The 12,891-nt window shown below is 52.1% G+C and carries 15 protein-coding genes; 5 read left to right on the top strand and 10 right to left on the bottom strand.

Annotated elements, in window-relative coordinates; all coding sequences use genetic code 11:
* Window position 1 precedes the first annotated feature (1 nt).
* From ACRRNK_RS01945 to ACRRNK_RS01915, 7 genes are all read right to left on the bottom strand, one after another.
* A complete protein-coding gene (locus tag ACRRNK_RS01945) occupies window positions 2–1,153 on the bottom strand; it encodes an amidohydrolase (RefSeq protein ID WP_433945149.1) in 1,152 nt (383 codons plus the stop codon).
* Window positions 1,154–1,155: 2 nt separating this feature from the next.
* Window positions 1,156–2,196: an LLM class flavin-dependent oxidoreductase gene (locus ACRRNK_RS01940; protein WP_433945148.1), complete on the bottom strand. Its 1,041-nt coding sequence runs from the start codon at window positions 2,194–2,196 to the stop codon at window positions 1,156–1,158.
* Between the two features lie 20 nt (window positions 2,197–2,216).
* Window positions 2,217–2,969, bottom strand: a complete 753-nt coding sequence (locus tag ACRRNK_RS01935) for an amino acid ABC transporter ATP-binding protein (protein WP_433945147.1) — start codon at window positions 2,967–2,969, stop codon at window positions 2,217–2,219.
* The gene (locus ACRRNK_RS01930; RefSeq protein WP_433946774.1) at window positions 2,966–3,676 is read right to left on the bottom strand and encodes an amino acid ABC transporter permease; all 711 of its coding nucleotides are present in this window, start codon (window positions 3,674–3,676) and stop codon (window positions 2,966–2,968) included. The genes ACRRNK_RS01935 and ACRRNK_RS01930 overlap by 4 nt, the downstream gene beginning before the upstream one ends.
* The gene (locus ACRRNK_RS01925) at window positions 3,649–4,431 is read right to left on the bottom strand and encodes an amino acid ABC transporter permease (RefSeq protein ID WP_433945146.1); all 783 of its coding nucleotides are present in this window, start codon (window positions 4,429–4,431) and stop codon (window positions 3,649–3,651) included. Before ACRRNK_RS01925 ends, ACRRNK_RS01930 begins: the two co-directional genes overlap by 28 nt.
* 528 nt (window positions 4,432–4,959) lie before the next feature.
* Entirely contained in the window at window positions 4,960–5,781 is an 822-nt protein-coding gene (locus ACRRNK_RS01920) for a transporter substrate-binding domain-containing protein (protein ID WP_433945145.1), read from the bottom strand.
* A gap of 968 nt (window positions 5,782–6,749) precedes the next feature.
* A complete protein-coding gene (locus ACRRNK_RS01915) occupies window positions 6,750–7,211 on the bottom strand; it encodes a pyridoxamine 5'-phosphate oxidase family protein (RefSeq protein WP_433945144.1) in 462 nt (153 codons plus the stop codon).
* A gap of 85 nt (window positions 7,212–7,296) precedes the next feature.
* Here ACRRNK_RS01915 and ACRRNK_RS01910 point away from each other — a divergent pair, with 85 nt between their 5' ends.
* Window positions 7,297–7,482, top strand: a complete 186-nt coding sequence (locus tag ACRRNK_RS01910; protein ID WP_433945143.1) for a hypothetical protein — start codon at window positions 7,297–7,299, stop codon at window positions 7,480–7,482.
* A 59-nt stretch (window positions 7,483–7,541) separates the two neighbouring features.
* Here the strand turns inward: ACRRNK_RS01910 and ACRRNK_RS01905 are convergent, their stop codons facing one another.
* Window positions 7,542–8,336, bottom strand: coding sequence for a formate/nitrite transporter family protein (locus tag ACRRNK_RS01905; RefSeq protein ID WP_433945142.1), 795 nt, complete (start codon window positions 8,334–8,336; stop codon window positions 7,542–7,544).
* A 220-nt stretch (window positions 8,337–8,556) separates the two neighbouring features.
* Here ACRRNK_RS01905 and ACRRNK_RS01900 point away from each other — a divergent pair, with 220 nt between their 5' ends.
* Together ACRRNK_RS01900 and ACRRNK_RS01895 are read left to right on the top strand one after the other, a co-directional pair.
* A complete protein-coding gene (locus ACRRNK_RS01900; RefSeq protein WP_433945141.1) occupies window positions 8,557–8,703 on the top strand; it encodes a hypothetical protein in 147 nt (48 codons plus the stop codon).
* Window positions 8,704–8,779: 76 nt separating this feature from the next.
* Window positions 8,780–8,989 (top strand): hypothetical protein, encoded by a 210-nt coding sequence (locus tag ACRRNK_RS01895; protein WP_433945140.1) that lies wholly within the window; start codon window positions 8,780–8,782, stop codon window positions 8,987–8,989.
* Window positions 8,990–9,016: 27 nt separating this feature from the next.
* Here the strand turns inward: ACRRNK_RS01895 and ACRRNK_RS01890 are convergent, their stop codons facing one another.
* On the bottom strand, window positions 9,017–10,018 hold the full coding sequence (locus ACRRNK_RS01890) for a glycosyltransferase (RefSeq protein ID WP_433945139.1): 1,002 nt from the start codon (window positions 10,016–10,018) through the stop codon (window positions 9,017–9,019).
* The gene (locus tag ACRRNK_RS01885) at window positions 10,015–11,049 is read right to left on the bottom strand and encodes a phosphotransferase (protein WP_433945138.1); all 1,035 of its coding nucleotides are present in this window, start codon (window positions 11,047–11,049) and stop codon (window positions 10,015–10,017) included. The genes ACRRNK_RS01890 and ACRRNK_RS01885 overlap by 4 nt, the downstream gene beginning before the upstream one ends.
* A gap of 189 nt (window positions 11,050–11,238) precedes the next feature.
* Between ACRRNK_RS01885 and ACRRNK_RS01880 the strand changes: the two genes are divergently transcribed.
* Together ACRRNK_RS01880 and ACRRNK_RS01875 are read left to right on the top strand one after the other, a co-directional pair.
* Window positions 11,239–11,886: a LemA family protein gene (locus tag ACRRNK_RS01880; RefSeq protein ID WP_433945137.1), complete on the top strand. Its 648-nt coding sequence runs from the start codon at window positions 11,239–11,241 to the stop codon at window positions 11,884–11,886.
* Between the two features lie 125 nt (window positions 11,887–12,011).
* Window positions 12,012–12,809, top strand: coding sequence for a TPM domain-containing protein (locus ACRRNK_RS01875; protein WP_433945136.1), 798 nt, complete (start codon window positions 12,012–12,014; stop codon window positions 12,807–12,809).
* Window positions 12,810–12,891: the final 82 nt, after the last annotated feature.

Raw genomic sequence — 12,891 nt, 5'->3', positions numbered from 1 at the left:
CCTAGCCCTCCCCTACGGCGGTATGGCTGAAGCGGCTGACAGCGAGCTTCGCCCACTCCGCGAAAAGCTTGGCGCTCAGCGGCAGTGCCGCTTCATCGAGGTCAAAGGCCGGATGATGCCACTCCCGGCTGCCGGAAGTCCCCATAAATACGAAGAAGCCCGGAATCTGCTTCTGATAATAGGCGAAATCCTCTCCAGCTGAAGACGGATCGGTCAGAACAACCTGAAGCCCTGCGTTCTTCGCAGCCTGCACGGTAAGCTCCTCAAGCGCAGGATCATTGTGAACCGCTGGCGGTCCTTTTACCCACGTCAGCTCTGCCTTGGCGCCAAAGGCGGCCGCCACACCGTGAACCACTTCCTCAAAGCGGGCCAAAACCCGAGTCCGAACACCCTGTTCAAACGTACGGATCGTGCCGTCCAGCACAGCTTTGTCCGGAACGACATTCCAAGCCGTGCCGCTGTGGAAGCGAGTTACGCTAACTACCGCACTTTGCAGGGAGCTTACATTACGGCTGACGATGGACTGGAGTGCTGTAACGATATGGGAAGCGGCCAGAATCGGATCGTTCCCGTTCTCCGGCACCGCGGCATGTGTTCCGAGCCCCTCCACTTCGATGATGAATCCATCTGCGCCAGCCATCAGCGGCCCTGGACGTATCCCTACTGTGCCCACCGGCAGATCCGGCTTGTTATGCATGCCAAAGATCGCGCTGACCCCATCAAGCGCACCGCTCTGCAGCACAATTTCAGCCCCTTCGGCCTTCTCCTCCGCGGGCTGGAAGATGAAGCGGACCCGGCCGGTAAGCTCAGCCTCCTGCTGCTTGAGCAGGTATGCGGCGCCGAGTACCGAAGCTGTATGGAAATCATGTCCGCAGGCATGCATCCGGCCAGGGATCTTGGAGGCGAACTCAAGCCCGGTCTCCTCCTCGATCGGAAGAGCATCGATATCCGCCCGCAGCGCAATAATCGGCCCCCCTTCAGCTTCACCTACCTCGGCAACCACCCCGGTCTTCAGGCCAAAATCCAGAATTCGGATACCCGCTTCCGTCAGCCATCTGCGGATCGACTCTGTAGTCTTGAATTCCTCATGAGCGACTTCCGGGTATTGATGAAGCTCACGGCGTATCGCAACAAGCTGATCTGTTAGTGACATGCTTACTCCTCCTTGAAAGAACCCTCCGTATGTACGACCGCAGCCTCGGTAAAAGCTTCTTTCAGCAGCTCATATGAGCGCACCCGCTTGCCGAAATCCTGCAATGCCGTAATTACGATGTATTCTACCACACCGTACCGTTCTCCTACCTCTAGTAGTTTCCGGCGGACAGTCTCTTTCGAGCCCTTGGTGATCTCGGCCTGCTGTTCTTCTATTCTGTAATTCTCATTCGCCTGCCTGCCGAATTCCTCCGCCTGCTCCAGGCTTCCCACGGTAACCTTCTTGCCGCTGTCCAGATACACCCGGTACAGCTTCTGCTGGCTGGCCAGTTCATCTGCCTCAGCATCTGTCTCGGCCACAAGGACAGAGAGGGCGAGAATAGGCTGCGGCTTGGTGCCGTTCGCATAGTTGAAGGACTGATGATACGCGGCAAAAGCGTCCTCAGCCACCACAGGATCGCTGTTGATGAACAGGGCAAACACATAAGGCAGGCCAAGCTCGGCGGCTAGCTCCGCACTGGATAAACTTGCGCCAAGCAGATAGATCTCAGCCGGCTGCCCCGGCAGAGGCGTAGCCCGCAGGCCGGCAAGCGGGTGATCCTCATTGAGGCGGTTGTGCACATACTCGCTAAGCTCCTTGAGCTTGCCGGTTAGGTCCCCTCCATCCGCCGCTCCCTGCTGAAGCGCACGGGTTGACCTTGGCAGTCCGCCAGGAGCCCGCCCGATTCCAAGGTCCACTCTGCCGGGTGCCAGAGAGGACAGCACATTGAAGTTCTCCGCGACTTTATACGGACTGTAATGCTGCAGCATCACCCCGCCGGAACCGATTCGAATCCGGTTCGTCTTGGCCAGCAAATAAGCGATCAGCACCTCGGGTGATGATCCCGCAACCCGATCTCCGTCATGATGCTCAGACACCCAGAACCTCGAATACCCCAGCCGCTCAGCGATCTGAGCCAGTTCCACCGTATGCTGGAATGCCTCTTCCGGAGTCTCATCTCCGAAGATAGGACTTTGATCCAGAATGCTTAATTGGATTCCCATGAGGAATCTCCCCCTTTGTCCTAGATATCATAAGTGAGTTCCGGCGTGATCCGCTTCAGGAACTGTTTCGTGCGCTCCTCCTTCGGTGATCGGAAGATCTCGTTTGGCTTTCCCTCTTCAACGATTACCCCGTCATCCATGAAGACTACATGATTCGATACATCCCTAGCGAACCCCATTTCATGGGTCACCACGATCATGGTGATGCCCTCAGCCGCGATTTTGCGAATCACCGACAGCACTTCCCCAACCAGTTCGGGATCCAGCGCGGAGGTCGGCTCGTCGAACAGAATAACTTCAGGTTCAAGGGCAAGAGCCCTGGCGATGCCCACCCGCTGCTGCTGTCCCCCTGAGAGCTGGCTCGGATACATATCCAGCTTGTCTCTGAGACCGACTTTCTCCAGAACCTCAATACTTTTCACCCTGGCTTCCACTCTGTCCAGCTTGCGTACGATGACAAGTCCCTCCATCACGTTCTCCAGAACCGTCTTATGCTTGAACAGGTTGTAGTGCTGGAACACCATCGCCGTTTTTTTGCGCAGGGAATGGACCTCTTGCTTAGTGGGACGCTTGCAGTTGACCTGATCCCCGGAGATGGCCACGGTGCCGCTATCTGGCTTCTCCAGAAAATTGAGGCAGCGCAGCAGTGTTGTTTTGCCGGAGCCGCTGGGCCCCAGAATGACCACAACTTCGCCTTTATGCACAGTCAGGTCGATTCCCTTTAGCACTTCCTGTCTGCCAAATGTCTTCGTAATGTTTCGGATCTCAATCATGCGACACCGCCTCGGTTGAACGTATTTATCTTCTTCTCAATGCGGGCCGTAACCCGTTCGATCAATACCGTTAAGCCCCAGAACATCAGGGCAGCTGCAATATACGCCTCAAAAAACTTCCAGTTGGTCGACGCCACAATATTGGCTCTGCCATTAATCTCCGTAATCGATACGGTGAAGGCCAGTGTCGTTCCGTGCAGCATGCCGATCACCTCACTGGAGAGGTTGAGCAGGCTCACCGCAAGCGCCTGCGGCAGAACGATACGTTTGAACGTCTGTACAGGCGTCATGCCCACCGAATAAGCCGCTTCAACCTGGCCCCGGTCAACCGCCTGAATGCCCGCCCGGATCACTTCTGTCATGTAAGCCCCTGCCGTAAGCGAGAAGGCAATAAAGACGAAATACACAATGGGAATGGACACGGAGGTGAAGCCAAGATTCAGCTTGTGGGACACACTGTCAATCAGGATCGGCAGACCGTAATAGATCAGGAACAGATGCATCAGCATGGGTGTCCCACGGATGACAGTGACATAGACCGAAGCGATCTGACTCAGTACCGGCACCCGGTTGATCCGGACGAGGGCTGCAGGAACAGCGATAATGAATCCCCCTATCAGAGACACTACGGTGATGAGCAGGGTCATGGGCAGGGCCTTGAACAGGTCCAAGAATGCTGTCAGGATAAACTGCGGGTCGAGCTGAATAAGCCCTCATCCTCCTTACCTGTCTGTCTGGAACGAAGGCTCCGCTTGGAGCCTGTTCGGACCTTATAATGTCTTTCATGTCTATGGAGCCTTCTCTCTGCGAGGAGGAACAGCTGCTCCAGGATCATGGAAATGACGAAATAGATCAGCGATAAAGCTATATATGTCTCAAAGAAATGCATGGTCGAGCTGCCAAGTGTCTGTGCTTTGCCGCTGATATCCATCGTCCCCAGTGTGTAAGCCAGGGAAGTCTCTTTCAGATTGGCAAGCACCTTGTTCGCGAAGTTCGGCATGGATACGGCGAGCGCCTGAGGCAGCATGATCCGGGTGAAAGCCTGGTATTTCGTCATGCCTATCGAGTAGGCGGCCTCTACCTGACCCCGGTCTACCGCGGCTACGGCAGCCCGGATGATCTCACACATATAGGCTCCACTGTTCAGCGTATACGTCAGAATGACGAAGACGAGAACGGAAGTCCTCGTCACATCAATGGATACCAGCTTGAGTACCTCAGGCACGCCGTAGTAAATCAGGAATAACAGAATAAGTACCGGGGTCCCGCGAAAAAAAGAAACCAGTATCGCCGACAGATTCTTCAATACCGGTACGTTGTACATGCGGGGCAGGGCCCATAGGAGACCTACGGCAAGCCCCAGAACTACAGAACAGATCACGATGAACAAGGTAATCTGAATGTACGCCGCAAGCTTGGGAAGAAAATCAAAGACATATGAAATATCGAACGTGGTCTCCAAGTGTACGACCGCCCCTTTCTATATAAGTTGAACTATTGATTTACTGCCAGGCAGCCGTGTGAAATGTTCCTCCGATCGCTGTTGCTTCCAGATTTCTTGTTTGATTTATTAGGTAGAAATCCGGTCACAAAGGCGAACGCTTCGCTTCTCCAGAATCATTTCACACTCTTGCCCATGAGCAATTCTTAAGTTCAACTTATCTATTCATTTTTCAAGTATATTTGGCGCAATTTAAATGTTCATATTTGGGAGCGGTCATAACTCTCGGGAAATGCTTGGACTTTCGGTCGCTGTTGTTACCAGATTTCTCGATTAATTACCGCACCTGCGCGGTAGAAATCCGGAGACAAAGAATATGCTTTCGATGCAGCTTTCTTTCAGAAAGCTTAAGCGTATGCTTTCGATGCAGCTTTCTTTCAGAAAGCTTGAGCGTATGCTTTCGAAGCAGCTTTCTTTCAGAAAGCTTTTAGCTCCTACAGTTCCAAGCTTCCCCTCCGTTATGCCCTCCTGCATATCACTTTTTCCTAGCTATTTATCCTTCGTAAAATCTTGTCCCAGCCATTTAATACTCAGTTTGGCTAACGTTCCGTCCGCCTTCACCTCTTTGATCGCCTCATCCAGCTTATCCGCCAGATCCTGCTCATCCTTACGAAGCACGAAGAGTACATCTGATTGAGTTAACGCATCACCTACGGTCTTCAACTTGTCACCGTTCGGCAAAGACCTAAGAGCGAAATCCGTGCTGATCGTGGCGTCCACCCGGCCTGTCAGAATCTGATTCGTTCTGTCATTGGAAGGTGAGTTGGAGTAGACGATGTTGATGGCATCCTTGTTCTTCTTGTTGTATTCCTGCAAAATATAGGCTTCATTGCTTGTCGCTGACGTAATGACTTTTTTGCCTTTCAGGTCATCAATGGAATTGATATCTGTATTGGTCTTCGGAACAACGACTTTATTGAGGAAGATGCTGTAAGGCTCCTTGTTGAACAGATATTTCGCCTCACGCTCTGGATTCTTCTCCATTTGATGGGCAACAAAGTCAATCTTCTTCGTCTCAAGACTCAGCAGCAGACTGGAGAAATCCATGGTCTGGAACTCAAATTCATAATCCGGTAGACGCTTATCCAGCTCTTTCACCAGCTCCACATCATATCCAGTCAGCTTCCCGTTCTCATCAATGAAGCACACGTTAGGGAATTGTGTTCCTGTTCCGACAATAATCTTCTTCACTGCTGTCCCGTTCGCGGCTTTAGCTGTTCCGCTTGTAGTGTCCTCCTTGGCGGTGCCGCAGCCCGCAATCACAGCAACCAATAATCCTAACGCCGTCAAAAAAGCTAATTTCTTCTTCATCGTTCACCCTCCGAATATGTTGTTTTTTTCTCTATTCACACAATTCCTATTAAGTTAGTGTGATTTATGTTGAGGATTACTTTACACTCGTAAATAGAGATCGTCAATGCTTCGGATAATAGGGTTTTTCTATAAGGATATAGAAGAAACAAAACCGCCGGAAATGGGTGTGAGGGGGCAGCTTGGGAGGGGGCAGGAATGCACACCAAAACAGTGAGGGGCAACGATTGTCCATATGTGGCCGCTTCTTGCCCTCCTATGGCTGGACTAGAGGACTAGACTATAAAGACCAGTTAGAAAGCACACATTATGGGTACAAGTCATAACTCCGGGGAATGCTTGGACTTTCGGTCGCTGCCCGCTTCCAAATTTTTGGATTTTAACCGCAGTATGCAGTGGAAATTCGGAGACAAAGAATATGCTTTCGATGTAGCTTTCTTTGCGATTAGGCAACCCTTTCCCTGCACGCTTTGGTCCAATTCCTTTTGGACAACTATCTCCTACTAGCCTGGTTCGAATCACCAGTAAGCCCCTGCCATCCTAAACAAGCCCATCCAGAACATATCCGGACGGGGTTGTTTGGGTGGGAAAGGAAAGCAGAAAAGACTGGCTCAATGTCTGAGCCAGCCCTAGCGATTACCTTATGCCTATAAATTTGTTCATGCCGGGTTTATAACTAGCACGCTATACATTGCCTTGTATACCAAGCATATTATACATACATCATCAACTAAAGCAGTGGCATATCACATCTCATGCCGCCCCTTTCCCGGAGACTTTTCCCGGGCGGCTGGCCCTGTGCTGCTTTCACTGTATCGCGGTCTCTGTGCCGTTATCCCTATGCGACTTTAACTCTGCCGTGGTCCCCGGTCCACTATCTCTGGTCAGTTTCCTCTGTGCGATGGTCCCCGGTCTGTTGTCGCCAGGCGGGTGTCTCTGTGCGTGTAACGCCGCGGCTGCTCCACCGGCTACCTCAGCAGCTCCTCCACCGTCTCCTCCCAGCGGGTGACCACCGCTTCCGGGTCATGGAGGACAATCTGAACGCCGCTTACAATATCGGCGTATTTCGCAATGTCCGCCTTACAGGAGATAACCTCCGCCTCAAAGCGCTGTCGGGGATGCTTCGCCCCGGTCAGCTCAGACAGCGGGCGGAGCTGCAGCCGGGTGTAGAAGGCCTTGCCTTCATAAAATGCAACTAAAGTAGCCTTGCCTGTGCGCAGAATATTGCCGGTTGTGACCGTCCCCGGCCATAATCCAAGCCTCAGCAAGCCTCGCGAGACTGCAACAATTTCACCCACACTGATCATGGCGGTATGAGGCCAGCCGTCTTCACTTACTGTCATCAGCACAAGGGCCTCCTGCTGCTTGCTGCTTAAGTCCTGCCCATTCAGCAGCTCGTACAATTCCGGTGCAAGTTCTTGGTTTGTCATTTCCCTTCTCCTCAATCTACGGTTTATAATCGTTTCATGAACTGGTAAAATTTATTTAATACAGTCCACGATTGGAGCGATGAATGTGAGCAAGTATCAAAAGCTGGCCCTGGGGATCATGTTCGGTATACCTGCTTTTTTCGCAATAATTAGTCTGATTACCGATCGCTGGGGATTTCTTCTGTTCAGCCTGCCCCCAAGCTTGGTAGCCGGTTTGACAGGTTTCTATGCCGCTAAACATGCGGCCCTCAAAGAGAAGGCTCTGAAATAACCCTCACAAACAATGAAGACATGCTCAAGTTTCCTTAGGCATGTCTTTTTGATTCGCTTTTAATGAGTACCACTGCCATCTTCCATAAACGGCTTGTTCACAAAATAATACATAAAGCCCATGAGCAGAACGCCGCCGACCAGATTACCCAGCGTAACCGGAATCAGGTTGCTGACCACTCCCGCAAATGAAATCGTTCCAGGGTGATTCAGCACAAGAGCGATTGCGAACGTACACATATTGGCAATGCTGTGCTCATACCCTGAGATGAAGAAACAGAATACAAACAGGACCATGGCGAACATTTTGGCTCCGTCACTGCTGAGCGACATCGGAATGAAGAATGCCAGACAGACCAGCCAGTTACACAGAATAGCCCGAAAGAAGAGCTCCATCGTCGGAGCCTGCATTTTATGCTCAACTACACTTAATAGAAATCCGTTCACCGAAGAACTATCGAATAGACCGGTAAGATGGATCAACAGGGCAAAGGCGCAGGCTCCGAGTATATTGCCAAGGTAGCTGGACCCCCAAAGCTTGAGCACCTGAGTCCATCTCAGCTTCTTGCGCAGCGCTCCATATGTATAATAGAACGTGTTGCCCGTGAACAGATCACCGCCGCCATAAGCGATTAAGATGATCGCAGCTGGAAACGTAATGGCCGCCATCGGATAAGTCAGCGGGGATTTCTCCATGTAGAAGAAGTTGCCTGTCTTAAAGGCCACTATAACCCCAAAGCCAATGAACATGCTGGCCAGCATCGCTCTAGCGATATAACGAATCCAGCTTTGCTTGAAAATCTTGTACTTTTTGAGCGCCAGCTCTTCCACTTTCAATAAGGATTCCGTTTCCAAGATTGATTACCTCCCATACTAAAGGATGAATATTCCAGATCACCCGTTTCCCGTACTATAACACAAGTTGTTGATTTTGAAACCCGTTAGATTTTCTTGAAAAATAGCATTTTTCATCTTGCATTTTCATATCCGTCGTGCATAATATAAGTATAAGAATACATGATAATGATTCTCATTATTATCTACTGATCTATTTTCATACAAAGGGGTAAAGTCCATGAGAACAGCGGCAGCACAGAACACCCAGCGGATTGATGAATACCTGGATCTTCTTAATTTGGCGACCAGCCTGGGGGATCAGAAATGGCAGAAAGAAATTATCCGCAAGCTTTCATATATATACGAATCCAAGAGAGAACAATAGATAAGCACTCATCAGACGATACAGAATTGGCCTGCACACCGCTGTCCGGTATTTTACCCGGAGGCGGTTTTTTTTCATGCTGTCTGTGCTGCTGTGTGCTGCTCAGGTGTACTGGTTGCTGCTGCCGCTATTGGCCGCCTCTCTAACGATGCACAGCAGCGGAGCTGTGCAAATACGGGCTTGCGCACGCAGGCTCCGTACTTACTCAAGATCGGAAAAGTGCAACATGTCCACAGACAGCAACAGCCGGGAGCATCTTCATCTAGAAGGTGCTCCCGGCTGTTAATTTGGCCTAACCAGTAATTCTGGCAGATTAGCTTCTAAGCCACTTGTCGAAGAAGTCCTGATATCCCTGCTTCATTACCCGGCTCGAGAACTTCTCGAAAGCGTAGCTCCGATTCTCCTCAGAGACTTGATAAGGCGCGGCCGCCGCCATGTTGACGAGCTCGAACCAATTCTCCTCATTTCCGGCAAAAGCATGACGGGAGCTAATGTGACCGTAGCAGGGATGCTCCGGTTTGACGACAATTTTGCCCATGGCCATAGCTTCCGTCAGCGGCATTGCGAACGTATCGAATTTGGAACTGCTCCAATACACCTTGGAGGAGTTCATCAGGGCGAAAACCTCGTCCTGGGACAATGCGAACTGCAGCTTGATGTTGGAGGGAAGGTCATATTTCTTCATACTCTCCCGGTACCGCTCCCCGCCGAACACCATGAATACTTCCTTATCCGGATTGCGCCGAGCGTATTCAACTACAAGATCAGGCCGCCTGTTCTCTTCGTCCCTTCCGATCCACATGATTCGGTTATTTACAATCTGGGAAGGGTCATAGTGCTTCTCGGCCAAGGCTTCGTTGAAGCCGATCGGAATCACCGTGACGTCCGTAATCCCGAAATTCCGTCCCATCTCACGCTTCAGAAATTCCGTCTGAACGATGGCCTTGTCCACAATGGAGTAGAACGGCTTCATCATTTCATATCCGGTTAGGGCCGGGTCCGGGAAGCTGTGCGGGAACAGGACGCTGTTCTTGAGGAACATCTTCAGGAAGGTGAATCCCGACACCGTGTAGATCACATGGTCAATGTTATGTTCATAGAGCTTGTCCAGAACAATATCATAGTTAACCAGATCGCCCTTCTCATGCTCATAACCCGGCAGCCAATCATGACCGCTGACATGACGCTCTGGAGAGATAAAGACGATATCCACACCGATCTCCCTGCCAATTCTCTGAAGCCGTTCCGCAAATACGCGCGGCCCCTGGGCTTCGGAGAATTGGATTTTGCGCATAACAAGTCCTACCTTCTTCATTCTCCCACCGCCTTCTCTATATGATTGCCGATGTCCTTATCGCTCCTGCCATCTATGAACCCAAGCAGGCTCATACACTGCATCAGACTATCCGCTGTCTCTCTCCACTGTGCCTGCAATTGGCTGGCTGGCCATACGGCCTCCTTCTGCTCAAGGTCCTTGCGGATCAACAGCAGCATCCAAACAGAGTATACTGCCGCGAAGAAGGCATATTCTTCTCCCAACTGGTCTCTGTCCAGAATTCTGCCGTTGGCAGCCGATTCGGCTGCATACACGTTAAGAACACGCTCCCGAGTGGAAGAGGTGATCTGCTTCGGAAACAGCGGATGGGACATGTCTAATAAGTGATACAGGTCCCAGTGCATCGTATTTAGATGGGCATGCTCCCAATCCAAAATATACAGCTTCTCCCCGGCCATAGCATAGTTCCCCAAGTGCAGGTCCCCGTGCGTGAGCACCTGGGAAGCGGCATAAGGTGAGCGATCTCCCATGGCCGCCAGATCCCGGATTGCCGCAAGCAGCCGGGCTGCGGCACTGGCGGAAATATGCAGCTCCGCAAGCAGGGATGCCGCTGCTTCTGCTTGCAGAGTAATCTCGGCAGCAGCGAGCTCTATCCGCGGTTTGTGTCCGTTAACCGGTGTCTCTACAGGTAACTGATCCCCGGGAAGAGCGTGCCATCGTGCCATGGCTTTTGTAACCTCGAGGAGCGTATCCCATTCAAATGCATGCTTTAGCTTGCCCAAATCTTCGAAGATCGCCCAGCTTGTCTCATCGCTTGCATCGGACCTTGCCAGCATCTTCGGATAAATGTCCGGAATTAATGGCAGAATATGCTCATACACCCAGCCCTCGCGCCCTGCCTGACCCGCATGGGTTACCGGCTTGAAGATATAACTTTGCTGCTGGGAGACATAGAACCGTTCTACGAATCTGCCGTTCCTTCCTTTATATAAAGCTTCACGTGCAAAGATATGATGGTTACGTTCATCCAACCATCCGTCAGGCGTGACCCATTTCATTAAATTGTCCATAGATTCCCTCTATATCACCCGGTCATTCTGTGAATACCCAGGGAGTTTGGTTATTAATACAATATTATCTCAAAGCTTGCTGCGCTTGTACACTCACCAGGTACAAGATTCTCGGCGAAGCCCACGGGGTATAAGAATGCATAAGAGCTTACCTTATGAATATGTGAATACGATCAAGGAGGTTACAGGATGAATTTCAAAGGAAAAGGGTGTCTGATACCGATCATCGTGGTCGCTGCGGTTCTAGTGATTATCGTGATCTTTATGATCAGCAATTACAATAAATATGTGACTGCCGAAGAGAATGTCGACCAGAAATGGAGCCGGATCGAATCAGCACTTCAGCGCAGATATGATCTCATTCCGAACCTGGTGAATACAGTAAAAGGGTTTGCCCAGCATGAGAAGGATGTGATCAAGCAGGTCACCGATGCCCGGGCCGCGCTCGGCAGTGCACGTACAACGGAGGAAAAGGCTGCTGCGAATGATCAGCTTCAGGGTGCTTTGGGCCGCCTGCTTGTTGTGGTGGAGAACTATCCAACCCTCAAATCCGATGCTCATTTCACTCAGCTGATGGACGAGCTTGCCGGAACCGAGAACCGGATTGCTGTGGCACGGGCAGACTACAACGATTCTGTCGCCCAGTATAATACGATGATCAAGCGATTCCCCGGCCGTCTAATCGCCGGAGTGATGGGCTTTGATGCGAAGGAATACTTCAAGACAACAACCGAATCCAGACAGAACCCGCAGGTAGATTTCAGTACTAATGGATCAACCTCATTCCTCTTTGGGGGCAGCCAGTATAGCGTGACGGCTGCAGGTACGCGGGCATGAATGGGCCGGTGAAGCGGCCCGTCTGCCAGCAATTGTCCGGGAGCCGGGATGGGCTGGGGGCTGATCCCCAGGCCGCTCGGCAGGCTAACCGCCAGGCGGCCCCCGGTCCCCGGGGCCGCTTCCGCTTGCCGACCGCGCTGACCGCCGCTCTGCTCCTGCTGCTCCTGCTGCTCCTGCTGCTTGGAAGCGCGGCTTCCGTCTCTGCAGCTCTGGACATTCCTGCGCCGGTAGGCGATATCTATGTCCAGGACTTTGAGGGGCTGCTCTCCGCCGATCAGAAGGCGGAGCTGACCAAGCTTGGCCGCGCGCTCGAGGATGCGACGAAGGCCCAGGTGGCTGTGCTTACCGTACCCACTCTCGGCGGAGCCGATATTGAGCAGTACGGGAACCAGGCTTTTCGCAAGTATGCGCTCGGGAACAAGGAGCTGAACAACGGAGTGATGCTGCTGCTCTCCATGGGCGAGCGCCAGGCAAGGATTGAGGTCGGCTACGGTCTGGAAGGAGCCATCCCTGACGGCAAGGCCGGACGGATCCTCGATACGACCGCCATTCCATATCTGAAGGAGAATAAGCCGGACCAGGCGATCGTCCAAACCTACAAAGCTCTGTACAACGAAGTGGCCGCGGAATATGGAGTCCAGGACAAGCTGAATCCCGAGTCCGTCGTTCTGCCGGAATCCGGCACGGCCGCCGGCCAGGACACCGGTGGTGGGATATCCATCGTTTGGATCATCGTGATTATCGGTCTGCTCGCCGTGGATTTTATCTTTTTCCGCGGCGCCATCACCCTGACTCTGCTCTCCATGATGGGACGCGGCGGCGGTGGATGGGGCGGCGGAGGTCGTGGTGGTAGTGGAGGCGGCGGCTTCCGCGGCGGCGGAGGCGGTTCCTCCGGAGGCGGGGGCGCGAGCCGGAGGTTCTGATGCGAAGTCTCGTTCGAGACTATAAACGTTAGAGAGGGAATACATTGCAACGAACCAAAGACACCCGATGGGGTGTCTTTGT

The organism is Paenibacillus sp. SN-8-1 (assembly GCF_050995535.1).
Taxonomy (GTDB): domain Bacteria; phylum Bacillota; class Bacilli; order Paenibacillales; family Paenibacillaceae; genus Fontibacillus.
This window is presented reverse-complemented; position numbering and strand designations above follow the sequence as displayed.

What these genes read in the sequence shown, in the direction of transcription:
- ACRRNK_RS01915 (WP_433945144.1), bottom strand. Translation starts at nt 7,211, where the DNA reads ATGACAAACCAAGAACTTGCACCGGAATTGTACGAGCTGCTGAATGGG.
- ACRRNK_RS01885 (WP_433945138.1), bottom strand. Translation starts at nt 11,049, where the DNA reads ATGGACAATTTAATGAAATGGGTCACGCCTGACGGATGGTTGGATGAA.
- ACRRNK_RS01900 (WP_433945141.1), top strand. Translation starts at nt 8,557, where the DNA reads ATGAGAACAGCGGCAGCACAGAACACCCAGCGGATTGATGAATACCTG.
- ACRRNK_RS01945 (WP_433945149.1), bottom strand. Translation starts at nt 1,153, where the DNA reads ATGTCACTAACAGATCAGCTTGTTGCGATACGCCGTGAGCTTCATCAA.
- ACRRNK_RS01890 (WP_433945139.1), bottom strand. Translation starts at nt 10,018, where the DNA reads ATGAAGAAGGTAGGACTTGTTATGCGCAAAATCCAATTCTCCGAAGCC.
- ACRRNK_RS01895 (WP_433945140.1), top strand. Translation starts at nt 8,780, where the DNA reads ATGCTGTCTGTGCTGCTGTGTGCTGCTCAGGTGTACTGGTTGCTGCTG.
- ACRRNK_RS01935 (WP_433945147.1), bottom strand. Translation starts at nt 2,969, where the DNA reads ATGATTGAGATCCGAAACATTACGAAGACATTTGGCAGACAGGAAGTG.
- ACRRNK_RS01880 (WP_433945137.1), top strand. Translation starts at nt 11,239, where the DNA reads ATGAATTTCAAAGGAAAAGGGTGTCTGATACCGATCATCGTGGTCGCT.
- ACRRNK_RS01940 (WP_433945148.1), bottom strand. Translation starts at nt 2,196, where the DNA reads ATGGGAATCCAATTAAGCATTCTGGATCAAAGTCCTATCTTCGGAGAT.
- ACRRNK_RS01920 (WP_433945145.1), bottom strand. Translation starts at nt 5,781, where the DNA reads ATGAAGAAGAAATTAGCTTTTTTGACGGCGTTAGGATTATTGGTTGCT.